The following is a 24,729-nucleotide window of genomic DNA, read 5'->3' as shown; positions in this document are numbered from 1 at the left end:
GCGGCCGATGCCGCGCGGGCGTGAACAGCGGCCGGGGGGCAATGGGGCCGGGGGCAGCCCTCACGGGCGTCTGGCCTGATCCCCTTCGATCGCCGCATGCCCCCCGGGCCGCCCCGCCCCACCCACCCGTTCCCGCCACCCGTTCCCGCCCACCGCGCTGCGCCGGCTGCGATCCGGCCCGGCGGGGGCGTCGGCGCGCGCCGGTTCCTTCCCCCAAAGCCGAGGCCCCCATGTCCGACCAGTCGGCCAATCTTGCGCTCCCCTATCTGGCAGCGGCGCAGGCGCAGAAGCATGTCACCCACAATGAGGCGGTGCGCCGCCTGGATGCCTTCGTGCAACTCGTGCTGGAGAGCGCGAGCCTCACCGCCCCGCCGCCGGTGCCGGCCGAGGGCGCGCGCTGGCATGTGCCGGCGGGGGCCACCGGCGCCTTCTCCGGGCAGGAGGGCCGCATCGCCGCCTATGAGGCCGGCGCGTTCGATTTCCTGCCCGTGGCGGCGGGCTTCCTCGCCTTCATCCGCGACGAGGGGCGCCTCGCCGTGTTCGACGGCGGCGCCTGGGTGTCCGCGCTGGCTGCGAGCCCCCATCGCGCCGCCATCGAGGCGCGCGTCCTGGAGGCGGACGTGGCGCTTTCCGGCGCGGCCGTGGACAGCGCCATCGCCTTTCCCGAGCGGGCCATCATCCTCGGCGTCTCCACCCGCACCCTGGTCACCGTGACCGGGGCGGCCTCCTACGATTGCGGCATTGCCGGCGAGCCCGCGAAGTTCGGCGGCAGCCTCGGCATCGCGGCGGGGGCGACCAATGCGGGCGTCATCGGCCCCACCGCCGTCTATGCGCCGACCCCGGTGCGCCTCACCGCCAATGGCGGCGCCTTCACCGGCGGCGTCGTGCGCCTCGCCCTTCACCTGCTGGCCTGCGCCGTGCCGGGCGCCTGAGCCGGCCCCACACCCCCCCCAGAAAGAGCATCGGCCCAAGGCGGGATCGCGCAGCGGTCCGGCTCCGGCATGCTCGTGCGGAGATGTCCCCATGCCCTACGATCCGGCGCGCGACCCCCTCGGCGGCCATGCCGCCTCCCTGTCCTCTCCCGGCCGGCGGCTGCGCACCGTAACGCCCTCCGACGTGGAAGACCTCGACCCCTACGCCAAGGCGCTGTGGGTCTATGTGGCCCCCGAGGTGGCCGGCGGCGTCGCGCACATCCGCCTGACCACCGTCGATGCGCCGGACGAGGAGAGCGTGACCCTCACCGCCACGCCCGGCCTCCAGCCGCTGCCGCCCTGCCAGGTGCGCCGCGTGTGGGCCACGGGCACCACGGCCGCGGGCCTCGCCGTCTTCGCCCTCGCCGACCGCTGACGGCCGGCTTCCCCTTTTTTCCCATCACGCCGCGCCCCGTTCGCTCCGCCGTGCCCCGGCGGGGGAGGGGGCGCGCGCGTGCTTCCCCAGCCCGAAAGGTCCCTGAATGGAACACTCCGTGGGTGTCTCCCTCACCTCCGTGCCCAGCACCTGCTGCTGCCCGGCGGAACCGCCGCCGCCGCCCGGCTTCCGCGCCCTCACCGACGACGCCGGCGCGCTCCTCATGGACGACGCCGGCAACCTGCTCATCGAGGAGATCTGAACCATGTCCAACCGAACCCTGCGGGCCGCCTCCGGCATCCTCTCCCCCCTCGCCAAGCCGATCTACCGCTACATCCACATCGGCGACAGCCTTACCCAGGGCAGCGGCGATGCCCAGGTGAATGCCTTCGGCTCCCCCGACATGACGTGGCAGACCGCGCTGGCCTCCAACGGCGCGCTGCTGCCGGTGCGCAACGCCGGCGTGGGCGGCCAGACCTCGCCCATGATCTCCGCCCGCGTCCCGCGCGACGTGCTCAAATACGCCCCCGACGTGGTGGGCGTAACCATGGGCACCAATGACGTCATCGCCCTCAACAGCTCGGCCTACATCACGGCAAGCCTGCAGGCGGTGCACGACGCGCTGAAATCCGCCGGGGTGTTCTTCTTCGTCACCACCATTCCGCCCTATGCGGCGCGCGCCGCGCTGGTGAACACGATCAACCAGCTCATCACCGGCTTCTGCGCCACCAATGCCGTGCCGCTGGTGGACTGGTATGCCATCGCCAACGACCCGGCGAACCCCGGCAACTGGCGGGCGGGCTACACCAACGGCGACGGCATCCACGCCAACGCCCGCACCTCGAAGCTGTTCGCCGATGCCAATTGGGCGGTCATCGGCCCGATGCTGACCTCCACCCGTAAGCATCAGCGCCCGCGGGTGCACGACGCGGCCAACCTTCTGTTCCCCACCACCGGCATCGCCAACACCGGGGCGCCGGCCTCGACCACCGTGCGCGACGGGCTGTTCGCCAATTACCGCACGCTGGCCATGAACGGCTACAGCCTGCCGACGCCGCGCGTGTTCGACACCGTGGCCACCGGCACGGGAACGGCCCCCACCGTGACGGCCACCGTGGCTCCGGTGGCCGGCGTGAACGGCAATGTGTGGAGCATCACCGCCACGCCCAACGGGGCCGGCTCGGTGAACTTCCAGATCTCCGACGCGGCCACCCCCATCATCGACCTCACCCGCTACCAGGGGCGGCGGCTGCGCTTCTCCTTCATGTTCGGGGCATCCGGGCTCGATGTGGAGAACACCGCCGAATGGCTGGAAGCCAACGGGGGCAAGCCCTTGTCCTATTGCGGCCTGGCCCTCGCCCCGCGCCTCAAGGGTGGGACGGCGGCGCCGAACCTTGCCATCCTCGATCTGGTGGACGGCTCCGCCAGCCTCGGTCAGGCGTCCTATGTGTCGCTGGATTGGGGGGCGAACCCCTTCAGCGGGCCGCTTTATTCCGACCTCTCGCGGGCCAGCCATTACTATGACCTGCCCCTGACCCCCTGCAATCATGAGTTCAACGTTCCCCCCGGGGCGGTGAGCCTCAACATCCAGGTGGGCCTGCGGTTCCGCACGGTGGACACCACCACCGCCACCCAGCCCATCACCCTTCAGCTTGCCGAATTCATGCTGGTGGATGTGGGCCCGGCGCAGTATCCGGCGCTCACGGTGAGCAACGATCCGCTGCGCTTTTTGAAGGTGACGGCGGCCAAGACCCTGACGCAGGGCGAAATCCTCGCCATCGACTATTATCCGTGCGACGCCGCCGCCGGCGCCTTCACGCTGACCCTGCCCGCCGCGCAGCTGGTGAGCGGAATTCCGATCATCGTCAAGAAGACCGACGCCTCGGCCAATGCGCTCACCCTCGCCGCCAACGGCGCGGAGACCATCGACGGGGCCGGCACCTACGTGCTGGCGACCCAGTACGAATACGTCCGCCTGGTCTCCAACGGGACGGGCTGGGATGTGATCGCCGCAGGCTGAGCCTGCGCCGCGCGGCCGCGCTCTTCCTTCCCCATCGCTGCTGTTGCGAGCGTCCGCCCCCCGGCGGCGGACGGACCTGCGCGCGCGGCCTCCCGCCAACCGGCACGCCCCACGGGGCGTGCCACCCTTCCTTCGAATTCCTGCAAAGGTGATCCATGGCCAAGGACAGTTTCGCGCGGTCGCTTGCCGCCGTGCTGGTGCATGAGGGCGGCTATTCGAACCATCCGTCCGACCCCGGCGGCCCCACCATGAAGGGCATCATCCAGCGGGTCTACGACGGCTATCGCCGGTCCCGCGGCCTCGCCCCGCGCCCGGTGCGCGAGCTGGAGCGGGCGGAGATGGAAGACATCTACCGCCGCCAGTATTGGGACGCGGTGCGCGCCGACGAACTGCCGCCGGGCATCGATTATGTGGTGTTCGACGGCGCGGTGAATTCCGGCCCCGCCCAATCCGCCAAATGGCTCCAGCGCGCTCTGGGCCTGCCGGCCGACGGGCAGGTGGGGGCGGTGACCCTGGCCGCCGCCCGCGCCGCGGCGGACCCCGCCCGCCTGGTGGGCGACATCTGCGATCGCCGCCTCGCCATGCTCAAGGCGCTGAAGACCTGGCCGGTGTTCGGCCGCGGCTGGGCCCGGCGCGTCGCCGACGTGCGCCGCAAGGGTGCCGCCTGGGCCGGCGGCGGCGCGCTGCCGGTGGATGTGCACGATGCGGTGCCGGACGTGCCCGGGGAAGGCGCGAAGGCGCCCGTCTCCTCCGCCCGCCCGGCGCCGCGGCCGCAGGTCGGGACCGGCGCGGTGGCGGGGGGCGTCGTAGCTTCGGCGGTTGCGGAGGCGGCGCGCCAGCTTGCACCCCACGCCGCCACCTCCTCCACCCTTGCCGCCATCTTCTCCGGCCTCACCCTTTGCGGCCTCGCCATCACCCTCGGCGGGCTCGCTTATGTGTGGTGGAGCGCCGCCCGGGCCGAGCGGCGCGCGCAGGTGCTCGATCTCGTGCCGGAGGCGGCGGGCCGGCCATGAGCACGCTGTTCCACCTTCTGGCCTATGGGGTGCCCTGGTGGGTCCTCGCCCTTCCCGGCCTGCTTGCCGTCGTCGCCCTCGCGCGGCTGGCCGGACCCCGCGCCGCGGCCCTCGCCGGGGCGGTGATCGCCCTTGTTCTCGCCCATCGCCGCGGCGCCCAGGCGGGCTTCGCCCACGCCCGCCGGAAAGGAGAAGACGATGCCCGACGCTCTCTCGATGCGGCGCACGCTGCGCGTGCTGCTGCCGATCGCCGCGACGGCGCTGCTGGCCGGCTGCGCGACGACGACGGGTTCCGGCGCGACTAGGGTCTATTGCGGCGCCGCCGCCCCCATCCGCTGGTCCGCCGCCGACAGCGACGCGACCATCCGGCAGGCCAAGGCCCACAATGCGGTGGGCCGGCGGCTGTGCAACTGGCGCTGACACCGCCAGCTGCCTCTGTCATTCTGGGCGCCGCTCCCTTATGAGGAAACGACGCCCAGCCGGAGGAAACCCGTGCGCCTATTGGTGGTCGAGGACGACCCCGAACTCAATCGCCAGCTCTTCGAAGCCCTGTGCGACGCGGGCTATGCGGTGGATCGCGCCTATGACGGCGAGGAAGGCCATTATCTGGGCGAGAGCGAGCCCTATGATGCCATCGTCCTCGATATCGGCCTGCCCAAGATGGACGGTATCTCCGTGTTGGAAAACTGGCGGCGGGCCGGCAAGGTGATGCCGGTGCTCATTCTCACCGCCCGCGACCGCTGGAGCGACAAGGTGCAGGGCTTCGACGCCGGCGCCGACGACTACGTGGCCAAGCCCTTCCACATGGAGGAGGTGTTGGCCCGCCTGCGGGCGCTGCTGCGCCGCGCCACCGGCCATGCCTCCAGCGAGTTCTCCTGCGGCCCGGTGCGGCTCGACACCCGCTCGGGCCGGGTTTCCGTGAACGGCAACCCGGTGAAGCTCACCTCCCATGAATACCGGCTCCTGGCCTATCTCATGCACCATGCCGGCCGGGTGGTGTCCCGCGCCGAGCTGGTGGAGCACCTCTACGACCAGGATTTCGACCGGGATTCCAATACCATCGAGGTGTTCGTGGGGCGTCTGCGCAAGAAGCTCGACAGCGACGTGATCCAGACCGTGCGCGGCCTCGGCTACCTGCTTGCCGCCCCGGACGAGAAGCGCTGACGCGCGAAGGCGGACATGAGCACCACGCCGCGCCCCGCGGAATACACCCCCGGCTCCCTGGCCTTCCGCCTGTTCCTGTCCGCCATGGCCATCACGGTGGTGGTGCTGGTGGTGGTGGGCCTTGTCCTGTCCTCGCTCTACCGGAACGCGGCGGAGCGCGCCTTCGACCGGCGCCTCGACGTGTATCTGAAGACCATCGTGGCCGAGGTCGCCAACGCGACCGAGGAGAGCCCGCCCGAGCCGCGCGCCCTCGCCGACCCGCTGTTCGTCTTTCCCAATTCCGGCTGGTACTGGCAGATCGCCCGCGTCTCCGATGCGGGGGATGCGCGGCGCGCCTCGCGCTCCCTGTCCGGCGGGGGGCTGCCGCTTTTGGCCGAGCAGGGCATCTCCGGCCGCCCGGGGCTGATCCGGGAAGGCTATGCGCTGGGTCCGCGGGGCGAGAAGCTGCGCATCGTCGAGCGCGACGTGGACCTCGGCGGGGATGACCGCTACGTGGTGTCGGTGGCGGCCGTGGCGGTGGAACTGGAGCAGGAGATTTCCGCCTTCAACCTCGCCCTCGCCGGCACGCTGGTGGTGCTCGCCGCCGCCTTCCTGCTGGTGGTGGTGGCGCAGGTGCGGTTCGGCCTGAAGCCGCTCTCGCGCATCTCCGAGGCCCTCGCCGACGTGCGCTCGGGCAAGGCGGAGCGCCTTGAAGGCGCCTATCCGGCGGAGATCGCGCCGCTGGTGCGGGAGGTGAACGCCCTCATCGACGCCAACAAGGAGATCGTGGAGCGGGCCCGCACCCATGTGGGCAACCTCGCCCATGCGCTCAAGACCCCGCTTTCGGTGCTGATGAACGAGGCCGGCACCCGCGAGGACACCCTCGCCGGCCGGGTGCGCGACCAGGCGAGCGTGATGCGCGACCAGGTGGCCCACCATCTGGAGCGGGCGCGCATGGCGGCGCGGGTCTCGGTGGTGGCGAGCGTGTGCGAGGTCACCCCGGTGGTCACCTCCCTCGCCCGCACCATGCAGAAGATCCACCGCGCCAAGGAACTCGCCATCGACGTGCGGATCGCCGACGACGTGCGCTTCCGCGGCGAGCAGCAGGACATCGAGGAGATGGTGGGCAACCTCGTGGACAATGCCTGCAAATGGGCCTCCTCCCGGGTCGAGGTGGAGGTCGTCATCGGCCGCCCGCGATCCCCCGGCGACCGCGTGTTCTTCCATGTCATCATCGACGATGACGGGCCGGGCCTCGATCCTGCCCGCCGGCTGGACGTGGGCCGCCGCGGCCGGCGGCTGGACGAATCCAAGCCCGGCTCCGGCCTCGGCCTGTCCATCGTCCATGAACTGGCGCTGCTCTATGGCGGCAATCTGGAGCTGGGCACCGCCCCCATCGGCGGCCTGCGGGCGGAAATCGTCCTGCCCGCGGCGCAGGCCCCGCCGCCCCCGTCCGCCCCCTGACCGCCCGCGCCGCGGGTGCGGCCGTGATGTCACAGGGGGCGGGAAACCGCCTTCCGGGGTGCCTTGCGCAGGCGTATGAGGGATTGAGGCCTCGGTGTCGCCCCAATCATCCGCCTCATTCCGGCCTCATTGTCGCCTGTTGCCCGAGATCGACCAGATGCCCGTCCGCACGGTAGCCGTCCGCCTCCCCGCCGCCTTGCTGCTCGCGACGGGTCTGGCCGGCTGTGCCACCGATCCCAACTCCGGCCGTTCCCTGAGCGCCATGGCGACCCTGCCCACCGCGCCGGTCATGAGCGGGGCGGTGTCCGGCGGGCTCATCAGCGGCAGCATCGGCAACGGGCTGGACGAGCCCGACCGCAAGCGCGCCTACGACGCCGAAATCTCCGCCCTGGAAACCGGCAGCCCCGGCTACCCCTTCGGCTGGAAGGGCGACAGCGGCACCCGGGGCACGGTGGTGGCCGGCCCGCCCTACAATCGCGTGGGCTTCCAGAGCTGCCGCGATTATTCCCACACCATCTACATCGACAACCGGCCGCAGATCGCCCGCGGCGCCGCCTGCCGCACCGCGGAAGGACGCTGGCAGCCGGTGACCTGAGCGGTGAAGCGCTGCGTCCTGCCGTCTTGAGCGGGGGTGGTCCGGCCCTCAATCGGGGCGGGCGGGCTCACGGGCGCCGCCTGAGCGCCTTCTCCGCCTCCATCACCAGCAGCAGGCTGAGGGCCACGGGCACCAGCGCCAGCCACAGGACGGGCGATATGGGGGCGATCTCCAGCACGCCGGACAGGCCCGGCACATAAGCGGCGGCCACCTGCACCGATTGGGCCAGCGCGATGGCGGCCATCAGCGGCCAATTGGCCGAGAGCGGAATGGCGAACACCGAGCGGGTTTCCGAGCGGGCATTCATGGCCTGCACGTTCTCGAACGCCACCATGAGGAACAGCAGCGCGTTGCGCGCCTCGAATTCGCTCCAGCCCTGGGCCAGCCACCAGGCAAAGCAGCCGAACGCAGCCGCGCCCATGAACAGGCCGGAGACGAGGGTCTGGCGGATCATCAGCGGATCGAAGATGGCGTCGCCCGGCGCGCGGGGCGGCCGGTCGAGCAGGCCCGGCTCGGGCTTTTCCAGCGCCAGCGTCACATCCTGCCCGCCGTTGGTGACGAGGTTGAGCCACAAGAGCTGCACGGTGGACAGCGGCAGGGGCAGCCCGGTGGCCACCGCAGCCAGGAACAGCGCCACCTCCGCCGCCCCGGTGGAGATGAGCAGATAGATGATCTTGCGGATGTTGGCATAAGCGGCGCGGCCTTCCTCCACGCCGGCCACCACCGAGGCGAAATTGTCGTCGGCGATGACCAGGGCGGCGGCGTCGCGGGCCACGTCGGTGCCGTCGCGGCCCATGGCGATGCCGAGGTCGGCGCGGCGCAGCGCCGGCGCGTCGTTCACCCCGTCTCCGGTCATGGCCACCACATGGCCCTGGGCCTGGAGCGCATCCACGATCTCCAGCTTCTGCGCCGGCTCCACCCGCGCGAACACGCTGGCCGCGGCGATGCGGCGGGCGGCCTCGGCCGGGTGCCCGGCGAGGGCGGCAAGGTCGCGCCCGGTCATCACGTCGTCGGGCGAGCGGGCGATGCCCAGCGCGCGGGCGATGGTGAGGGCGGTGGCGGCATGGTCGCCGGTGATCATCTTCACGGCGATGCCGGCGCGGGCGCAGGCCTCCACCGCGCCCTTGGCCTCCGGGCGCAGGGGGTCGATGAAGCCGACGAGGCCCAGCGGCTCCATCTCTTCCAGCGCCGCCTCCAGCCCGGCGCGGCTGGCGGGGGCCGGGGCGGGCAGGGTGCGCCGCGCCACGGCGAGCACCCGGTGGCCTTCGCGCGCCAGGGCTTCCGCCGGCGCCAGCAGCGCCGCGCCCGCCGGGCCGCACAGGGGCAGGATGGTTTCCGCCGCGCCCTTCACATGCAGCTCCGGCCCCGCCGCGCCCGCATGCAGGCTGGCGGCGAGCCGGCGCTCCGCCAGGAAGGGGATGTGGAGCAGACGCGGCTGCGCCGCCCGCAGTCCCTCCACGCCGATTCCGGCCTGCGCCGCCAGCACCAGGAAGGCGATGTCCACCGTGTCGCCGCTCGCCCCCTGCCGCCCGCCCTGGGGGTGAAGCGTGGCGTCGTTGCACAGGGCGGCGGAAGCGGCGAGGCGGGCGATGGCGTCGCGCGCCGCGGCCGGGCTGGGCCCCTGCGCCTGGTGGAACGGCTCGGGGTCGGCATCGGCGCCCACCGCCACGCTGGTGCCGTCCGGGAGGATGACGGCGGTGGCGGAAAGGCGGTTCAGGGTGAGGGTGCCGGTCTTGTCGGTGGCGATGACGGTGCAGGCGCCCAGCCCTTCCACCGCCGGCAGGTGGCGCACGATGACGTGCCGCTGGGCCATGCGCCGGGTGGCCACGGCCAGGGCCACCGTCACCGCCACCGGCAGGCCCTCCGGGATGACGGACACCGCAAGGGCCACCGCCATCAGCACGGTTTCCCCCAGCGGCGCGCCGGCGACGAGGCGGGCGGCCAGGATCACCCCCACCAGCGCCAGGGTGGCCAGCCCCAGCATGCGGGTGAAGCGTTCCAGCCGGCGGCTCAGGGGCGCGGCCGTGGCCGGGGCGTCGAGGGCGCGGGCGATGTGGCCGAGCTCGGTGTCGCGCCCGGTGGCCACCACCAGGGCGGCGGCCTGCCCCATGAGCACGCTGGTGCCGGCGAACAAAAGGGTCCGCCGTTCGGCCATGGGGGTATCGGCGGGCAGGATGGCGGCGGCGTCCTTCTCCACCGGCAGGGATTCGCCGGTGAGGGCGGCCTCGCTGGTCTTCAGGTCGCTGGCGGTGATCAGCCGCAGGTCCGCGGGCACCCGGTCGCCGGCCTCCAGCAGAACCCGGTCGCCGGGCACCAGCTCGGCGGCGTCGCACAGCGCGGTGGTGCCGTCGCGGGTGAGGCGGGTGTGGGTGCGGATGGCGCGCTTCAGCGCCGCCGTCGCAGCCTCCGCCCGGGTCTCCTGCACCGCGCCCACCGCCGTGTTCACGGCGAGCACCAGGAAGATGAAGGCGGCGTCGGTGGTGTCGCCGAGCGCCACGGAGAGGACGGCCGCGGCCAGCAGCAGGTAGATGAGCGGGCTGCGCAGCTGCGCGAGGATGATGGCCGCAAGGCTGCGGCGCCGGGGCTCGGGCAGGGCATTGGCCCCATGGCTGGCCTGCCGGGCCTGCGCCTGCGCACGGGTCAGCCCGTCGAGGCCGCAGCCGAGGCGCCGGGCGGCGTCTTGCGGAGTGATGGCGTGCCAGGTGGGCGGCGGGGGCGTGGCGGGAATGTCCGAAGGGCGGGCCTGCCCGTCGCCTGAGGCGATCCGGGCGCCGGAGGGTGACGCTTCACTGCTTGCGCGGTGGGCGAGCGCTCCCCCTTTTTCCGCATCCGTCACTTGCTCATGGGGCGCTGCCGCCTTGCCTTCGGTGCTCTGGCCGGAGCGGCCGAGGCGGTGGGCGGCCATGGCGCCGGCTCAGTAGGACATGAACAGCGGGACCTTGCAGTCCGCCAGCAGCGATTCGGTCACGCCGCCGAGAATCCATTCCCGCATGCGGGAGTGGTTGAACGCGCCCATGACGATGAGGTCCGCCTCGAAGAGGGAGGCCTGCTCGCGCAGGGTCGCCGCAATGCCGTCGTGGCCGACGACCAGGTTCTTCACGGTCACATTCACCCCGTGGCGGGCGAGATGGGGGGCCAGCTCGGCGCCGGGCACTTCGTGGGCCAGCTCCTTCTGGGTGCCGATGGCCAGCACTTCCACCGCCGCGGCGGAGTTGAGCAGGGCCATGGCGTCGTTGACCGCCCGCGCCGCTCGCGCGCTGGCATCCCACGCCACCAGGACACGGTGGTTCTTGAACGTGTCGCAGCCGGGCGGCACGACGATGAGCGGGCGCCCGCTCTCGAACAGCAGGGCTTCGATGAGGCCGCGGTCCGCATTCACGGTCGCCACCTCGGCGTCGAGCAGCGCAATGTCGTGCACCCGGGCCTGGGCCACGAACGCATCCACCAGCTGGCCATAGGCGAGCTGCGGGGTTTCCACGGAGGCGGCAACGCCGGCGGCCGCCGCGTCGCCCCGCGCACGTTCCGCCACGTCCGCGGCGAGCTGGCGCAGCCGGCGGTTATGGGCCGCCACCAGCCCGGAGGCCACGTTGCTCACAAAGGTATTGCCGAGCACCACCTTCAGCGACGCGGCCTGGATGGTGGCATGGGCACCGCACTTCTGGGCGAGCGACAAGCCGTAGGCCAGCGCCGACGAGGGCTCGTCGATGCCTTCTTCCGTCATGCCGATGAGTACGCTCTTTATGTTTTGCATCATTGGCTTTTCCTCCTCAGACCCGAGCACCCTAAGATACCATGCCTTCGGTTGGCGTTGCGTCAGGTCAACGAACGCCAGCTTCTCCATCCACAGCCGGTTCGGGTGGACGGTGGAACGGGGCCGGATGCGTCGCCCCCTGCTTCTTTTCGCGTTCATCGGGGCGGGCTACAAGAGGCTGTCGGGGGTTCGATGATCGAAGACGTCAATCTGTTCGCAAGCCAGCTCGTCACGCTCTGGGTGGTGCTGGAGCCCCTGAGCCATCTCAGCCTGTTCCTCGGCGCCACCGCCCACCTTGACCGCGCCGATCGCCATCGGGCCGCGGCGCTGTCCCTGGCCTTCGCCTTCCTCATCCTGGTGGTGTTCACCTTCGCCGGGCGGGTGCTGCTGGAGGCCATGGGCATCTCCATTCTCGCCTTCCAGATGTCCGGCGGGCTTATCCTGCTCCTCTTCTCGCTGACGATGATCTTTGCGGAAATGCCCCACCGCGCGGTGGAGGTGGACCCGGACCGCGGGGTCGCGGCCCTTGCGGTCTATCCGCTGGCCACGCCCATCATCGCCGGGCCGGGGGCGATTCTCGCCATGGTGCTGTTCTCGGACAACAATCGCGATGCGCCCCTCTCGCATCATCTGGTGACGCTGGGCGTGCTCACGCTGATGATGCTGATCCTGTTCGTGATCTTCTGGCTCGGCGACCATATCGCCCGGGTGCTGGGCCAGAGCGGCACGAGCCTCCTGCGCCGCGTCATGGGCATCTTGCTTGCGGCCTTCTCGGTCAACCTGATGCTCAACGCCGTGCAGAAGTGGCTGGGGCTGCCGCCCATCTGAGCGGCGGCCCTCTGCTCCGCCTCTGCCCGGGGGCGGGAAGGCGCGCCTCAGCCCGCCAGCACCTCGGTGTCGGGGGCGATGCCCCGGGTGGTGGGCGCGCCGTCGTCGAGCGGGGCGAGATGGTCCAGCACCATCGGGCGGTAGCGCGCCAGGCCCTTGTATTCGACGAGGGCGGGGTTGAGGTCGCGCAGCACCCGGTGCAGGCGGCGGCGCCACTTCGGCACCCGCGCGATGTCCGCCACGCTGGCGAGATAGCAGCGGATGCCGAACAGGATGGCGCCCGAGCGCGGCAGGCGGAACAGGGTCTGCAACTCTACCCGCAGATGCACCTTTTCCGCCACGTTCTGCGGCGTCACCGTGGTGCGGTCCGGCCCCCACACGGGGTAGTTCTCCGGCGAGGTGTCGAGCCGCGGATTGATGGTCATGGTCCAGTTGAGGCGGCGCACCGGCTGGCCGTATTGCAGGCGCAAGAGATATTTCAGCGCCCGGTCGAACACGCCCTTCTCATGGGCCAGCGGCACCGGGCCGTGCCATTCATGGAAGCTCATGCCGATGTCGAACTCCAGCGACCAGTCGGCCTGGGTGGTCACCAGGCCGCCGTCCACATAGAGATTGCCGTCGCGCTGGTCCTGCAGGGTGAAATCGCCCTGCGCCTGGCGGGTGATGTATTCGAACGGCGGGCAGGGCAGCGTCTCGGCCTTGCCGAAGGTGAAGCTCTGCTGGATGCCGAGCGGCCGGTTCACCCAGGTCCACAGGTCGCCGGCCTTGGTCAGGGAGAAATGCGCGGGATAATCCGCGGCCATGCTCTCCATGATGAGTTCCAGGGTGTCCCACTCGGCCGCCATCATGTGCGGCAGCACCTGGCAGCGCTTGGGGTCCTCCTTCAGCACCCGCTCGCACTCGCGGCACTCGGCGATGTAATGCTCGTCGATGTCGAACACCGCCTGGAACGCGGCGGTGGGGCCGCCCTTCACATGCGGCTCGATGTTCACCGAATACATGTATTCGTCTTCGGGGAAGGGAAAGGGAAAGCGCAGGATGTCTTCCGGCGACTTCGCATAGGTGAAGGTGTCGCGGAAGGTTTCGGCGGGCTTGAACTGCAGGGTCATCTCGTTTCCTTCCACGGATCAGAGGTCGAGCACGAGGCGAGGCCCGCGGGCGCGGGACACGCAGATCATGGCGAGCTTGCCGCCGGCCTTCTCCGCGGCGGAGAGGAAGTCGTCGCGGTGGTCCACCTCGCCCTCGATCACGGGGGTGACGCATTCGCCGCAGGCGCCGCCGCGGCACAGGCAGGGGGCGCTGGCGCCCGCCGCCTCGATGGCCTCCAGCAGGGTCTGGTTCTCCCCCACCTCCACCTCGATGCCCGAGCGGGCGAGCACGGCCCGGAACGCCAGGCCCCCCGTGGCGCCGCCGAAGCTCTCCTTGTGCACCTTGCCCGCGGGCCAGCCCAGGGCGGCGGCGGTGCCGGTGACCGCATCCATCAGGCTGTGGGGGCCGCAGACATAGACATGGGTGCCCAGCGGCTGGCGGGCGAGCAGGCCGGCGAGATCGAAGGCGGCCCGGCCGCCGCCATGCACGCGGATTTCCTCCCCCGCCGCATAGGGTGCCAGCAGGCGCTCGAACACCGGCGCCTCCTCGCCGCTGGCGAGCTGGTGCAGCTCGAAGCGGGCGCCGCGCGCCTTCAGCTCCGGCAGATAGGACAGCATGGGGGTGAGGCCGATGCCGCCGGAAATGAGCAGATGCTTCTTCGCTCTGGCGGCGAGGGGGAACAGGCTCACCGGATAGGCCATCTCCATCACGTCGCCGGGCCTCACCGCTTGGTGCAGGAAGACCGAGCCCCCGCGCGACTGGGCCACGAGGCGCACGATGATGTCGTAGCGTGTCCGCTCCATGGGCGGAGAAACGAGGGAATAGGCATTCTTCATCACCCGCGCGCCGTCGCGCAGGGTCAGCATCACATGGCCGCCCGCCGGCGGGGTGGGAAAGCTGCCGCCGTGGGCGGGCTCGAAGGAGAAGCGCTTGAGGCTGGGGGCGAGGTCTTCGACCGCGCGCACCCGCACGCTGATGGGATCGCCGGCGATCATGAATAAAGCTCCTCCGCCGCGGGCACCTCGCCCGGTACTTCGGCGTCGATCTGGACGGCCATGAAAGCGGCGAGGCGCCGCGAGAAGTGGTCGCGCACGAACAATTGGGCGCCGCATCCGCTGCAGGCGACGATGGAGGTGGTGACCTTCTCCATCACCGTGCGGCAGTGGACGCAGAAGATGCGGCGGGCCTTCGTGCCCACGTGAGCGAAGCGCATTTCCTGCGGGCTCAGGCCCGCGGCCTCGCCGATGCCGCTGGTGTCCCAGAGGAAGGGCTCCGTGCCCGCCGCATAGAGCCGCAGGCCCATGGTTTCGCTGGCCAGGCGCTCCTCCAGGGCGGCAAGGAGCTGGGCGGCGGAACGGAAGGCGCGCACCGCGCCGGGGGCCGCCTCCATCACCGGGCTGCCGGGCACGGCGCTGCGCCGCGCCACCGTCCAGATCTCGAAGGCGGAAGGGGAAACCCCCGCCGCCAGAGCCTCGGCCGGAACATCGGCCCCTTCCACCACGAGCAGGTGATGCCGCCCGGCCGGCTCCGGCGTGAGGGGCGCGTATTTCGGCCGGCTCTTGATTCCCTGATCGCTCATCTTGTCTCCGCACAATAAACGGCCGGCATGGGTGCTCCCACGGTCCCACGGCACCCGCGCCGGGCCGGAGCCGGCCCCAAATGCAGGCGCCGTGCCCGGCAGACGCCTCGCAGCGCGTCGCCGTCAGGCGCGGCGTGGCCCCCTCATTGTTTGAGAATTTTCCCAACACGAAAAATTTTTGTCAATCGCGATATGAGCCGAAGACGGCGACAAATCGAGCTTATATTTTGGACAGTGCGTGATCGGAACTTGGTCATGCAGGACTTTGACCAGCAACAGCGGGCTGCATGCCTTCAATACTTCGCGCAAGCCGGAAGACCCACACATGCGCGCTCGCGCGCCGCGCCCGCCCGGAGGCCGCTGCATCAGGCCCGCACGCGGGTCTTCTGCGGGTCGAAATGGGGGAAGGGGACGATTTCGGCGCCGATGCGCTTCCTCAGCCCGTCCAGCTTGCCGATCTCGATGCTGGCTCCCTCCTGCGCATGGGTCACGTCCATGCGGGCCAGCGCGATCTGCGCCTGCAGCACCGGCGACCGGGTGGCGCTGGTGACGACGCCCACCTGCGCGCGTCCCACGTACAAAGGGTCGCCATGGCCCACCGCGTCGTTGCCGTCGATCCTCAGCCCCACGAGCTTTCGCGCCGGGGAGGCCTTGCGCCGGGCGAGGGCCGCCTTGCCCACGAAATCCTCCTCCTTGGCCGCCACGGCAAAGCCGATTCCCGCCTCGAAGGGGTCCGTCTGGTCGCAGAAGTCGTATCCTGCGAACACCAGCCCCGCCTCGATGCGCAGCGTGTCCAGCGCCGAAAGACCGAGCGGCTTCATGCCCCTTGGCGCACCCGCTGCCCAGATGGCGTCGAACACCGCGCCGGCATCCTTCGGGTGGCACCAGATCTCGTAGCCGAGCTCCCCGGTGTAGCCCGTGCGCGAAACCACCAGCGCCGGCCCCATGGGCCCGCCGAGCCGCGCCACGGCGAAGCGGAACCATTTCAGCTCCGCCATGGCCGGCTGGGTGGGGCCGGTCCAGATCACGTCCGACAGGATCTCCCGGGAGAGGGGGCCCTGCACGGCGATGTTGTGAAGCTGGTCCGTGGAGCTGCGCACATAGGCGTTGAGCCCCCATTCCGACGCCTTGTCGCGCAGCCAGCTTCCGGTGAACTCTTCCCCGCACACCACGCGGAAGTTGGTGGGCGACAGGCGGAAGACGGTGGCATCGTCGATCATGCCGCCATGGTCGTAGCAAAGGGCAGTATAGACCACCTGTCCCACGCTGAGCTTGCGCATGTCGCGGGTCACCGTGCGCTGGAGCAGCCGTTCGGCGTCCGGCCCGGTCACCTCGAACTTGCGCAGGGGGGAGAGGTCCATGATGGCCGCCTTCTCCCGGCAGGCCCAGTATTCGGCAATGGGCCCCTCGCCGGTGAAGCAGGTGGGCAGCCAGAAGCCGCGATACTCCACGAAGCTGCGGGTCATCTGCGCTAGGCGCGGATGGAAGGCGCTTTCGCGCGTCAGGCGCGGCTCGGCTTCGGCATTCATGCGGAACGCGATCCCCCGGGAAAAGGCCTCTGCGGCGTCGTAGACGCGCACGTGGATGTCGGTGGGCTCCCAGCCGTTGGCGGGGTCGATGTCGTCGGCGCAGGACGAGGTGGCGCACACCAGATCGGTCAGCGCGCGCAGCAGCACATAATCGCCCGGGCGCGACCATGGCTCGTCCATGGTGAGCGCGTTGGTGTGGTCCACCGCCGTATTGTAGAAGAAATTGATGGCCGGCCACCCCGCCCGCGCGCGGATGCCGTAGGGCGCAAGCACGGCATTGAAATTGTCCGAGCAATTAGCGTGGCCCGGATAGCCCATGTCCTCATAATATTTGGCGGAGCAGGCGAGCGCGAAGGTGTCGTGGCGCCCCACAGTGTCGCGGATCACCTCCACCAGGGGAATCTGCCGTTCGTCATAGTATTTCGAGTGCAGGCCGGGTCCCGGATAGGCCGCGCCCATGAGGGTGCGGGTGGTGGTGGCGTCAAGGCCGAATTCCCGGCCCGCGTCCAAAGCCGCCGCGTCGAAGGCGAGGAAGTCCGAGCATTGGCGCCCGTCCACGTCGATGATCTGGATATACTCGCCCGCCTTCACCCGGAAGGCGCGGGCCTGCGCCGCCGGCACCCGCAGGTCGAGGGCAAGCGGCGCCAGCGGCTCCGGCAGCGGGCGCCCGTGGCCCGCGGCCCGCGCGATGGTGACGCGCAGGTCGCTTGCCGTATCCTGCGCGTCCGGCGCCATGGGGCCGCCGGGCGCGGCGATGACCACGAGGGCGTCGGCCCGCGCCGCAAGCCGCGCCTGCGCCCCCGCCGGGTGGTCGCCCGGCAGCACCGCCACGCCGGCGAAGTCCTGCGCCAGCGCGCCATGCGCCGCCAGCAGCCGCGCGACCTCGGCGCAGCCTTCTCCCCCCGCCGCCAACACGTCGGCCAGGGTGCCGGCCGCCGGGCCTGCGAGGTCCGCCAGCGCGGCAGGGTCGTCGGCAAGCACGACGGCCCTCTGCAGCCCTTCCGGATCGACCACGCACAGGGTGTCGCCGGCAAGGAGGCGGACCACCGCGCAGCCCCCGCCGCGCACGCTCACCCGCTCGTGCGGAACCGGTGAGGGGGCGATGCGGCGGGCGGCGGGCGGGAGAAGGGATGCGTCCATCTAGCCCTCTTGGATCAGGCTCGCCAGCAGCCGGTAGCTGCCGCGATAATAGAGCAGCGGATCGTCCTCGCCCTCGGCGCGCATGTGCACCACCCGGCCGACGAAGATCACGTGGTCGCCGCCGTCATAATGGGCATAGGGCACGCATTCGAAGGTGGCGTGGGACGACATGAGGCAGGGCTCCCCCAGGCACCCGTCCACGCAGTCGGTCTGGGTGAACTTGTCCTCCCCCGCCCGGGCGAAGCGGTTGGAAATATCCACCTGTGTGCCGTGCAGGATATTGACCGAATAGGCCTTGGCCTTCTCCAGCCGCGCCAGCGAATGCAGCGAGCGCGCCATGCAGAAGAGGACCAGCGGCGGGTCGAGGGAGACCGAGGAAAAGGAATTCACGGTCACGCCCAGGGGGCCTTCCTCGTCCTTGGCCATCACCACGGCGATGCCGGTGGCGAAGCGGCCGAGGGCGTTGCGCAGTTCGCGCGGGTCAATTCGGGCGTCGAGATCAATGGTGGTCATTGGAAAGCAGCTCTCAAGAATGGACGAACGCCGCCATGATAATCGCTCTTGGCGGCGGATGCGTGAGGGGCCTGCCGCTCCCGGCGCGAGAAGGGCAGGCCGGCCGCGAAATGTGGTGTTCGCGGCTTACGCCACCTTGGCGGGCTTGATCTCGGCGAGCAGCTTTTCGGCCAGCGCGCGCTTCTCCTCGTCGTCCATCTTCTTGATCTCGTTGTTCAGCATCCGCTCGTTGATGGACTTGTTCCAATAGTCCAGCGAGCCGAAGCCGAGCAGGGAGGCCTTGCCCACGAACTGGCGCAGCACCTCGTTGGTGGGCCCCATGACCCAGCCGGCCTTGCCGTCGCGCAGGTAGCGCTCGATCTGCAGCGCCGGGCGATAGCCGGTGCCGCCGCAGGCGTGGAGCATCTTGTCCACCACATGCGCCACATTCTTGGAGGCCACGAACTTCACCTGCCACAGCCAATGCAGCAGCGCGGAGCGGGGCAGGGCGTCGAGGTCCTTGTGGATGGACCAGTCGCAATTGCCGGTGGCGTCGTCCAGCGCCTTGGCCATCTGGAAGTCGAGGGCGCGCGAGGCGTTGGTGTCCATGATCGCCTCGCCCACATAATCCTGGATGGTGGGGTAGTCGGCGACGCGCATACCCACGTCATTATGGGTCTTGCGGGTGGTGTGGCGCTTGGCGATGTCGATCACCGCCAGGGAGATGCCGTTCCAGCAGGCGGACGAGCAGGTGAGGAAGAAGGGGTCCACCACCTCGTCGTTGGATTTGGCGCCGTCGCCGATGGGGCCCACCAGGGCGTCCTTCGGCAGAATGGCGTTCTCCACCACGATGGGGCCGGACTGGTTGCCGCGCAGGCCCAGGCCGTCCCATTCGGAGGGGTTGGCCTTCACCTCGTCCTTGGTGACGAGGAAGCAGGAGAGGTCTGAGTAATCCCCCGCGAAGCCCGGGCTGGTGGTCTGGATGATGTACCAGTCGGCAAAGCCGCCGGAGGTGGTCCATGACGCCTTCTTGGTCACCTTCCAGCCGTCCCCGAAGGCCTCGGCCTTGGACGAGATGGGATACCAGAAGTGCGAGCCGGTCTCGGGATCGGAATAGGACAGGGTGCCGATGAGCACGTCCGCGTCGAGACGCTTCAGGATGTCGGTGAGGATGGGGTTGTCGTGGTGGCGCAGCAGCGCGGCGGCGGTGGCGCCCAGGTGCATGGTGTAGCACATGGCGGTGGAGGGGCAGCCGTAGCGGGCGATGGTCTCCACCACCATGGCGGCGCAGACATGGTTCTCGCCAAGGCCCCCCAGTTCCTTCGGCACGTTGAGGGACAGCAGGCCAAGGCTTGCCAGCGCCTCGAAATTCTTGCGCGGATAGACGTAATTGGCGTCGCTTTCCACGGCGTTGGCGCGCAGGGTGGATTCGCACAGGGCGATCAGCTTGCGCTGCAGGTCCTTCTGGGCGGGCGTGAGGAGCCATTGCGGGTCCCATTCGAAGCCGAGGCCCCAGAATTCTTCCTTGCCCCACATTTTGACATCGGACATGACTTAAGCTCCGCCTGGGCCGGCCGCTGATCGGGCCGTCCCGCAGTTGCGATCCTGGCTGTCGGCGGCGATCTGTTCCCCTCAGTGAACTTTTTTGACGCCGTAGAAACACTCTGCCATTGATCACAGACCGTGCAAGCCCATTCGTTGGGCGCTGCCTGCCCATCGGCCGGGCTGTAAATGCCGGAAGCGAGCGCTTGCAGACGTTCCGGCTGCTCAATTTCACGGCGCTCGGCTTCAAAAATTTCTTGCGAGGAAAAGTAATTGACACTCAAGCGCGCCGCCGCACAGGATGTGCCCCGTCGCGGCGGGTGCGACGGCCGAGGGCCGCCCTGCCGCTTGCCGCTCCAGCACAGGCCGAGAGCCGGAAAGAGGGGGACAGGATGACGAGCGCAACCGTCTGGCGCCAATCAATCCTCAACGGGCGTCATCGCGAGTTGGGGTCGAAGCTGGAGGAATCATGGAACGACATGGCGATTCCCCAGCATTACGCCACCGATCCCTATGAGGAGACGGCGGCGGTGCGCTATCGCGCCGGCCTCATCGACGTTTCCGCGCTCAAGATCATCACCGTGTCCGGCAGGGATGCCCTGGCCTTCCTGAACCGGCTGCTCACCGCCGACATCGCGAAGATCCCCGCCGGCCGCTCCATGATCTCCTCCATCGTGGGCGAGGACGGCGGCCTCATCGACGACGTGCTGGTCTATGTGGACGGCGACGGCAGCTTCCGCCTCTCCCATGGGGGCGGCGCGCTGGAAGAGGCGATGCCGCTGGTGGCGGCGGGCTTCGAGGTGGCGTTTGCGCGCGACGACGACGTGCACATCCTGTCCCTGCAGGGGCCGAAGGCCCTCGACATCCTCTCCCCCCACACCCCCATGGACCTGAAGGGCCTGCCCTATTTCGGGCACGGCCGCACCACCCTGTTCGGCGTGCCGGTGTCGCTGGCCCGCGGCGGCTATTCGGCCGAGCGCGGCTACGAGGTGTTCTGCACCGCCGCTGATGCCGTGAACCTGTGGGACCGCATCCTTGAGGCCGGCGCCCCGTTCGGCGCCATGGCGGTGTCGTGGGATTGCCTCGACATCGTGCGGGTGGAGGGCGCGCTGCTGTTCTTCCCCTTCGACATGCCGCACAAGGACACCACCCCCTTCGAGGTGCTGATGGATTGGTCGGTGGACCTCTCCAAGTCCGATTTCCGCGGCAAGGCGGCCCTGCTCGCCCGCAAGGGTACCGAGCGCACCCACCAGGCCGGGCTCGAGGTGCTCGCGCCACACGCGATCGCGCCGGACGCCAGGATCTTCAGGGACGGTCAGGAAGTGGGCGTGGTGAATTCCACTACCTACAGCCGCCACCTGATGAAATCCCTTGCCCTCGTCTCCCTGCGTCCCGATTGCACTGCCCTCGGCACGACGCTGACGGTGCAGGAAGCGGATGCGGCCTTCGAGGCCAACGTGGTGCGCACCCCGTTCTATGATCCCATGCGCCTGCGCACCCATCCCTTGGACGAGCGCGCCTGACGGGGCATGAAGGCAAAACGGCGGCGGGGCGGGGCCGTCCCCCTCCCGCCGCGGTTCCTGCCCGGCCGTGGCGCGCTCACAGCGCCTTCAGGCCGGCCTCGATCTGCGCCCGCCGGCCTTCCAGGAAGGGCGGCAGGGCGAGGCGCTCACCCAGATGCGCCGCATCCTCGTCGGCGGCAAAGCCCGGCTGGTCGGTGGCCAGCTCGAACAGGATGCCGTTGGGCTCGCGGAAATAGAGCGAGCGGAAATAGAAGCGGTCCACCTTGCCGCTGTTGGGAATGCGCATCTCCTTCAGCCGCTTCGCCCATTCCTCGTAATCCTCGAAGGTGGTGACGCGGAAGGCCACGTGGTGCACGGCGCCCGCGCCCTGCACCGCCGGGGCGATGCCCGGTTCCACCTTCACGTGCACTTCCGCCGCCGGCCCGCCTTCGCCCATCTCGAACACATGGACGGCGCGGCCGTCCTCGCTCGCATAGGTGCGCGCCTCCCGCATGCCCATCACATGGATGAGCACCGCCGCCGTCGGCGCGAGGTCCGGCACGGAGAGAAGGATGGGCCCGAGCCCGCGGATCTGGTGCTGCGCCGGCACCGGGCTCCTCGCCCAGGGGACGCCGGGTCCGCGCCCGCCGTCCACGATGAGGGCGAGGCGCTGGCCTTCGCGATCCTCGAACGGGAGCATGTCGCGTCCGTCGCGGGTCTCGATGCCGCAATGGGTCACGCCCGCATCGGCGAGGCGCCCCGCCCAATAGTCCAGTGCCTTTTCATCCGCCACCCGCAGGAAGGTGCGCACGGCGGCATGGGTGCCGCGCCGCTCCTGCGGCACCGGCCAGTCGAAGAAGGTGAGGTCGGTCCCGGGGTTGGCGGCCCCGTCCGCATAGAACAGGTGATAGGCGGAGGTATCATCCTGATTTACGGTCTTCTTCACCAGGCGCATCCCCAGCGTCTGCGTGTAGAAGCGATGGTTGTACGGGGCGTCGGCGGTGACGGCGGTCACGTGGTGGAGGCCGGTGAGCTGCATAGTGGTATCTCCCGGAGGCGGAGGCCTCTGCCTGATCTGTCCCCACCGAAATACGCTGCGGACCGGCGGGATGCGAGGCGCGGGCGCGCAAGGCGAGCTTGCGAGGGTGCAATAATTATCGGTAAAATTCGCCATGCTAACTTGCCCTGCTGCATGCTTGTTGCGGGTGTCCATAGGGAATATGACCCGGAGCGGGACGCTGAGTGGACCGTTCTGTTCAGCATGCGCGCCAAATTGCCCGCCACGGCCATGGCTTGCGGGCCCCGGGGCGGCTATAGGGTGGATGAAGTGACGGGGGCACAGGTGCAGATGCGCGCGGCAGGGTGGCAGCAGGACGGTATGAGGGGCGCATGGGTGCACGCGTTGCGTCCGGTTGCCCTGTTTCTCGCGTTCGTCCTCGCGCCCGCCTTTCTCTCCGGCTGCGCCTCGCGCCCGGGGCCGGATGCCCTCACCCCCACCGCGGCCAGCGCGCCCGGGGCCCGTCCCCACGTCATCCTCGTCGCCTCGACCCGCGAGCGGGATAGCCGCCCCGGCGTGCTGTTCAATGGCGAGCGCTCCTCAACGCTCAGCTTCGCCAAGGTCGATCTCACCGTGCCGCCGACCCACAAGGCGGGCGAGATCGAATGGCCGAAGCAGTCGGTGGGTGATCCGGGAACGGAAATGGTGGTGCGCGAGGCACTCTATCGCGATACCGAGCAGGAGTTCCTGCACGATCTGAAGTCCGAGCTCGCCCGCCGGCCCGTGGGGCAGAGGAAGGTGTTCATCTTCATCCACGGCTACAACACCATGTTCTCGGAGGCGCTCTTCCGCCTTGCGCAGATGGCCGACGATTCCCGCGCGCCGGGCGTCCCGTTGCTGTTCACCTGGGCATCGCGGGCCACCACCGAGGCCTATGTCTACGACAACAACAGCGCCACCGCCGCCCGCGACAAGCTGGAGGAGACCATCCGCCTCGCCTTCGGCAGCGGGGCGGAGGAAGTGAGCATCATGGCTCATTCCATGGGCAATTGGGTGACGGTGGAGGCCCTGCGCCAGATCCGCATCTCCGGGCGCGGAGTCCCGGTGGAACGGCTCGGCCAGGTCATCCTCGCGGCGCCGGACATCGACGTGGACGTGTTCAAGAGCCAGCTCAAGCGCTTCGGCAAGCCGGCCAAGCCGTTCGTCCTGATCGTCTCGCGTGACGACAAGGCGCTGGGCTTCTCCGATTTCATCGCCGGCAACAAATTGCGCCTCGGCGCCTACACCAACGACGCGGAGCTGGTGGAGCTGGGCGCGGTCGTGGTGGACATGACCGACGTGAAGGCGCTGGACAGCTTCAACCACGGCAAGTTCGCCCAGCTTGCTGAAATGGCGCCGCAACTGCGGGGCGCCATCGCCCGGGCGTCCGCCGGCACCGAGGCTGCGCCGGCCGCAGTGTCCATGGACGGCGTGCAGATCAGCGGCCTCGACCGGTTCCGCCTGCTGCGGCCCAACGCCACCGGCCCGGCCCCCGCCGGTCAGGAGCCTGCCGCTCAGGCGCCCGCGGTGCAATAGGCCCGGCTTCCCCCCGGGACGCCTTCGGTCTAAAGGCATCGGCCCATGGCCTATGCTGTCAAAGAAATGTTCAAGACCCTGCAGGGGGAGGGCGCCCAGGCGGGCCGCGCGGCGGTGTTCTGCCGCTTTGCGGGCTGCAACCTGTGGTCCGGCCGGGAAGAGGACCGCGCCGCGGCCACCTGCCGCTTCTGCGATACGGATTTCGTGGGGCTGGACGGGGAGGGCGGAGGGCGCTTCGCCGATGCCACCGCCCTGGCCGCCGCCATCGCCGCCACCTGGGGGCCGGATCCGCAGGCCGATGCCGCCGCGCGCCGCTTCGTCGTCTTCACCGGCGGGGAGCCGCTGCTTCAGCTCGATGCGGCGCTGGTGGATGCGGTGCATGGCGCTGGCTTCGAGATCGCGGTGGAGACCAACGGCACCCTCGCCGCGCCGCCCGGGCTTGACTGGATCTGCGTCAGCCCCAAGGCCGGCGCACCCCTGGTGCAGACCCGCGGGCAGGAGCTGAAGCTCGTCTTCCCGCAACAGGAGCTTTCCCCGGACGCCTTCGCGGGGCTCGATTTTGCCCATTTCTTCCTGCAGCCGATGGACGGCCCCGAGCGCCACGCCAACACCCGGGCGGCGGTGGCCTATTGCCTGTCCCACCCGCGCTGGCGGCTTTCCCTTCAGACCCACAAGATGATTGGCATTCCATGACCTCCAACCCCACACAGCGCCCGCTGCCCGGCCGCGTGCGGATCACCCAGGGTTTCACCTTCGAAGCCGCCCATTTCCTGCCCAATGTGCCGAAGACGCACCGCTGCCGGCGCATGCACGGCCATTCCTACCGCGTGGACCTTGCGCTGGAGGGGCCGGTGGACCCGGTGACGGGCTTCGTGGTGGACTTCTTCGACGTGGAGCAGGCGTTCGGCCCGCTTCTGGCGCAGCTGGATCACCATTGCCTGAATGAGATCGAGGGGCTGGAAAACCCCACGGCCGAGCTCATCGCCGCCTGGATCTGGGCGCGGATGAAGCCGCTGCTGCCGACGCTGGCCGCCGTGCGGGTCTACGAGACGCCCATGTCGTTCGCCGACTATACCGGCGCCGCGTGAAGCCCACCGGGCGCCGGCCGGAGTGCGGCTTGGCT

23 protein-coding genes are annotated in these 24,729 nt (G+C 69.9%); 14 read left to right on the top strand and 9 right to left on the bottom strand.

The features are described from left to right. Positions 1 to 230: 230 nt before the first annotated feature. From ACI7BZ_RS20000 to ACI7BZ_RS19960, 9 genes are all read left to right on the top strand, one after another. Positions 231 to 932, top strand: a complete 702-nt coding sequence (locus ACI7BZ_RS20000; RefSeq protein ID WP_414118884.1) for a DUF2793 domain-containing protein — start codon at positions 231 to 233, stop codon at positions 930 to 932. A gap of 91 nt (positions 933 to 1,023) precedes the next feature. After that, a complete protein-coding gene (locus tag ACI7BZ_RS19995) occupies positions 1,024 to 1,347 on the top strand; it encodes a spike base protein, RCAP_Rcc01079 family (RefSeq protein ID WP_414118883.1) in 324 nt (107 codons plus the stop codon). 106 nt (positions 1,348 to 1,453) lie between these two features. Then, the gene (locus ACI7BZ_RS19990; RefSeq protein ID WP_414118882.1) at positions 1,454 to 1,609 is read left to right on the top strand and encodes a hypothetical protein; all 156 of its coding nucleotides are present in this window, start codon (positions 1,454 to 1,456) and stop codon (positions 1,607 to 1,609) included. 3 nt (positions 1,610 to 1,612) lie between these two features. Continuing rightward, complete coding sequence (locus tag ACI7BZ_RS19985) at positions 1,613 to 3,367, top strand: SGNH/GDSL hydrolase family protein (protein ID WP_414118881.1); 1,755 nt, start codon at positions 1,613 to 1,615, stop codon at positions 3,365 to 3,367. Positions 3,368 to 3,522: 155 nt separating this feature from the next. Further along, positions 3,523 to 4,380 carry a glycoside hydrolase family 108 protein gene (locus ACI7BZ_RS19980; RefSeq protein ID WP_414118880.1) on the top strand — a complete coding sequence of 286 codons (858 nt, stop codon included), beginning with the start codon at positions 3,523 to 3,525 and terminating at the stop codon, positions 4,378 to 4,380. Then, positions 4,377 to 4,685 carry a hypothetical protein gene (locus ACI7BZ_RS19975; protein ID WP_414118879.1) on the top strand — a complete coding sequence of 103 codons (309 nt, stop codon included), beginning with the start codon at positions 4,377 to 4,379 and terminating at the stop codon, positions 4,683 to 4,685. Before ACI7BZ_RS19980 ends, ACI7BZ_RS19975 begins: the two co-directional genes overlap by 4 nt. A gap of 187 nt (positions 4,686 to 4,872) precedes the next feature. After that, positions 4,873 to 5,544: a response regulator transcription factor gene (locus ACI7BZ_RS19970; protein ID WP_414118878.1), complete on the top strand. Its 672-nt coding sequence runs from the start codon at positions 4,873 to 4,875 to the stop codon at positions 5,542 to 5,544. Between the two features lie 15 nt (positions 5,545 to 5,559). After that, positions 5,560 to 6,987: an ATP-binding protein gene (locus ACI7BZ_RS19965; protein ID WP_414118877.1), complete on the top strand. Its 1,428-nt coding sequence runs from the start codon at positions 5,560 to 5,562 to the stop codon at positions 6,985 to 6,987. Positions 6,988 to 7,144: 157 nt separating this feature from the next. After that, positions 7,145 to 7,582 carry an RT0821/Lpp0805 family surface protein gene (locus tag ACI7BZ_RS19960; protein ID WP_414118876.1) on the top strand — a complete coding sequence of 146 codons (438 nt, stop codon included), beginning with the start codon at positions 7,145 to 7,147 and terminating at the stop codon, positions 7,580 to 7,582. Between the two features lie 67 nt (positions 7,583 to 7,649). Here the strand turns inward: ACI7BZ_RS19960 and ACI7BZ_RS19955 are convergent, their stop codons facing one another. Beyond that, on the bottom strand, positions 7,650 to 10,487 hold the full coding sequence (locus ACI7BZ_RS19955; RefSeq protein WP_414118875.1) for a cation-translocating P-type ATPase: 2,838 nt from the start codon (positions 10,485 to 10,487) through the stop codon (positions 7,650 to 7,652). A 9-nt stretch (positions 10,488 to 10,496) separates the two neighbouring features. After that, positions 10,497 to 11,336 (bottom strand): universal stress protein, encoded by an 840-nt coding sequence (locus tag ACI7BZ_RS19950; protein ID WP_414118874.1) that lies wholly within the window; start codon positions 11,334 to 11,336, stop codon positions 10,497 to 10,499. Positions 11,337 to 11,525: 189 nt separating this feature from the next. Here ACI7BZ_RS19950 and ACI7BZ_RS19945 point away from each other — a divergent pair, with 189 nt between their 5' ends. Continuing rightward, positions 11,526 to 12,161: a MarC family protein gene (locus tag ACI7BZ_RS19945; protein WP_414118873.1), complete on the top strand. Its 636-nt coding sequence runs from the start codon at positions 11,526 to 11,528 to the stop codon at positions 12,159 to 12,161. A 47-nt stretch (positions 12,162 to 12,208) separates the two neighbouring features. Here ACI7BZ_RS19945 and ACI7BZ_RS19940 read toward each other — a convergent pair whose 3' ends face one another. The 6 genes from ACI7BZ_RS19940 to ACI7BZ_RS19915 all read right to left on the bottom strand — a co-directional run bounded on the left by ACI7BZ_RS19940 (position 12,209) and on the right by ACI7BZ_RS19915 (position 19,541). Continuing rightward, a complete protein-coding gene (locus ACI7BZ_RS19940) occupies positions 12,209 to 13,270 on the bottom strand; it encodes a heme-dependent oxidative N-demethylase family protein (RefSeq protein WP_414118872.1) in 1,062 nt (353 codons plus the stop codon). 18 nt (positions 13,271 to 13,288) lie between these two features. Then, positions 13,289 to 14,245, bottom strand: coding sequence for a PDR/VanB family oxidoreductase (locus ACI7BZ_RS19935; RefSeq protein ID WP_414118871.1), 957 nt, complete (start codon positions 14,243 to 14,245; stop codon positions 13,289 to 13,291). Next, a complete protein-coding gene (locus ACI7BZ_RS19930; RefSeq protein WP_414118870.1) occupies positions 14,242 to 14,829 on the bottom strand; it encodes a dimethylamine monooxygenase subunit DmmA family protein in 588 nt (195 codons plus the stop codon). Before ACI7BZ_RS19930 ends, ACI7BZ_RS19935 begins: the two co-directional genes overlap by 4 nt. Positions 14,830 to 15,194: 365 nt before the next feature. After that, positions 15,195 to 17,498, bottom strand: coding sequence for a trimethylamine N-oxide demethylase (locus tag ACI7BZ_RS19925; RefSeq protein ID WP_414118869.1), 2,304 nt, complete (start codon positions 17,496 to 17,498; stop codon positions 15,195 to 15,197). Then, positions 17,499 to 18,011: a flavin reductase family protein gene (locus ACI7BZ_RS19920; protein ID WP_414118868.1), complete on the bottom strand. Its 513-nt coding sequence runs from the start codon at positions 18,009 to 18,011 to the stop codon at positions 17,499 to 17,501. Between the two features lie 126 nt (positions 18,012 to 18,137). Beyond that, positions 18,138 to 19,541: an acyl-CoA dehydrogenase family protein gene (locus ACI7BZ_RS19915; RefSeq protein WP_414118867.1), complete on the bottom strand. Its 1,404-nt coding sequence runs from the start codon at positions 19,539 to 19,541 to the stop codon at positions 18,138 to 18,140. A 383-nt stretch (positions 19,542 to 19,924) separates the two neighbouring features. On the opposite strand from ACI7BZ_RS19915, the gene ACI7BZ_RS19910 reads away from it, so the two are divergent. Then, positions 19,925 to 21,055, top strand: a complete 1,131-nt coding sequence (locus ACI7BZ_RS19910) for an aminomethyl transferase family protein (protein ID WP_414118866.1) — start codon at positions 19,925 to 19,927, stop codon at positions 21,053 to 21,055. Between the two features lie 76 nt (positions 21,056 to 21,131). Here the strand turns inward: ACI7BZ_RS19910 and ACI7BZ_RS19905 are convergent, their stop codons facing one another. After that, on the bottom strand, positions 21,132 to 22,073 hold the full coding sequence (locus ACI7BZ_RS19905) for a ring-cleaving dioxygenase (protein WP_414118865.1): 942 nt from the start codon (positions 22,071 to 22,073) through the stop codon (positions 21,132 to 21,134). A 354-nt stretch (positions 22,074 to 22,427) separates the two neighbouring features. Here ACI7BZ_RS19905 and ACI7BZ_RS19900 point away from each other — a divergent pair, with 354 nt between their 5' ends. The 3 genes from ACI7BZ_RS19900 to queD are packed head-to-tail and all read left to right on the top strand — an operon-like array spanning position 22,428 to position 24,694. Continuing rightward, entirely contained in the window at positions 22,428 to 23,606 is a 1,179-nt protein-coding gene (locus tag ACI7BZ_RS19900; protein WP_414118864.1) for an alpha/beta hydrolase, read from the top strand. A 45-nt stretch (positions 23,607 to 23,651) separates the two neighbouring features. Next, on the top strand, positions 23,652 to 24,299 hold the full coding sequence (gene queE / locus ACI7BZ_RS19895; RefSeq protein ID WP_414118863.1) for a 7-carboxy-7-deazaguanine synthase: 648 nt from the start codon (positions 23,652 to 23,654) through the stop codon (positions 24,297 to 24,299). 35 nt (positions 24,300 to 24,334) lie between these two features. Then, entirely contained in the window at positions 24,335 to 24,694 is a 360-nt protein-coding gene (gene queD / locus ACI7BZ_RS19890; RefSeq protein ID WP_414119221.1) for a 6-carboxytetrahydropterin synthase QueD, read from the top strand. The last annotated feature ends 35 nt before the right edge of the window (positions 24,695 to 24,729 follow it).

Origin of the sequence: Xanthobacter sp. AM11 (assembly GCF_047444035.1) — a bacterium.
GTDB lineage: Bacteria > Pseudomonadota > Alphaproteobacteria > Rhizobiales > Xanthobacteraceae > Xanthobacter.
Note: the sequence above shows the minus strand (reverse complement) of the source record. Positions and strands in the feature narration are given on the sequence as shown.

Bases quoted from the DNA above. Each gene is read 5' to 3' on its own strand.
- ACI7BZ_RS19925 (WP_414118869.1), bottom strand. From the start codon at position 17,498: ATGGACGCATCCCTTCTCCCGCCCGCCGCCCGCCGCATCGCCCCCTCA.
- ACI7BZ_RS19965 (WP_414118877.1), top strand. From the start codon at position 5,560: ATGAGCACCACGCCGCGCCCCGCGGAATACACCCCCGGCTCCCTGGCC.
- ACI7BZ_RS19985 (WP_414118881.1), top strand. From the start codon at position 1,613: ATGTCCAACCGAACCCTGCGGGCCGCCTCCGGCATCCTCTCCCCCCTC.
- ACI7BZ_RS19975 (WP_414118879.1), top strand. From the start codon at position 4,377: ATGAGCACGCTGTTCCACCTTCTGGCCTATGGGGTGCCCTGGTGGGTC.
- ACI7BZ_RS19955 (WP_414118875.1), bottom strand. From the start codon at position 10,487: ATGGCCGCCCACCGCCTCGGCCGCTCCGGCCAGAGCACCGAAGGCAAG.
- ACI7BZ_RS19935 (WP_414118871.1), bottom strand. From the start codon at position 14,245: ATGATCGCCGGCGATCCCATCAGCGTGCGGGTGCGCGCGGTCGAAGAC.
- ACI7BZ_RS19990 (WP_414118882.1), top strand. From the start codon at position 1,454: ATGGAACACTCCGTGGGTGTCTCCCTCACCTCCGTGCCCAGCACCTGC.
- ACI7BZ_RS19945 (WP_414118873.1), top strand. From the start codon at position 11,526: ATGATCGAAGACGTCAATCTGTTCGCAAGCCAGCTCGTCACGCTCTGG.
- queE (WP_414118863.1), top strand. From the start codon at position 23,652: ATGGCCTATGCTGTCAAAGAAATGTTCAAGACCCTGCAGGGGGAGGGC.
- ACI7BZ_RS19940 (WP_414118872.1), bottom strand. From the start codon at position 13,270: ATGACCCTGCAGTTCAAGCCCGCCGAAACCTTCCGCGACACCTTCACC.
- ACI7BZ_RS19995 (WP_414118883.1), top strand. From the start codon at position 1,024: ATGCCCTACGATCCGGCGCGCGACCCCCTCGGCGGCCATGCCGCCTCC.
- ACI7BZ_RS19950 (WP_414118874.1), bottom strand. From the start codon at position 11,336: ATGATGCAAAACATAAAGAGCGTACTCATCGGCATGACGGAAGAAGGC.
- ACI7BZ_RS19915 (WP_414118867.1), bottom strand. From the start codon at position 19,541: ATGTCCGATGTCAAAATGTGGGGCAAGGAAGAATTCTGGGGCCTCGGC.
- ACI7BZ_RS19930 (WP_414118870.1), bottom strand. From the start codon at position 14,829: ATGAGCGATCAGGGAATCAAGAGCCGGCCGAAATACGCGCCCCTCACG.
- ACI7BZ_RS20000 (WP_414118884.1), top strand. From the start codon at position 231: ATGTCCGACCAGTCGGCCAATCTTGCGCTCCCCTATCTGGCAGCGGCG.
- ACI7BZ_RS19960 (WP_414118876.1), top strand. From the start codon at position 7,145: ATGCCCGTCCGCACGGTAGCCGTCCGCCTCCCCGCCGCCTTGCTGCTC.
- ACI7BZ_RS19905 (WP_414118865.1), bottom strand. From the start codon at position 22,073: ATGCAGCTCACCGGCCTCCACCACGTGACCGCCGTCACCGCCGACGCC.
- ACI7BZ_RS19920 (WP_414118868.1), bottom strand. From the start codon at position 18,011: ATGACCACCATTGATCTCGACGCCCGAATTGACCCGCGCGAACTGCGC.
- ACI7BZ_RS19910 (WP_414118866.1), top strand. From the start codon at position 19,925: ATGACGAGCGCAACCGTCTGGCGCCAATCAATCCTCAACGGGCGTCAT.
- ACI7BZ_RS19980 (WP_414118880.1), top strand. From the start codon at position 3,523: ATGGCCAAGGACAGTTTCGCGCGGTCGCTTGCCGCCGTGCTGGTGCAT.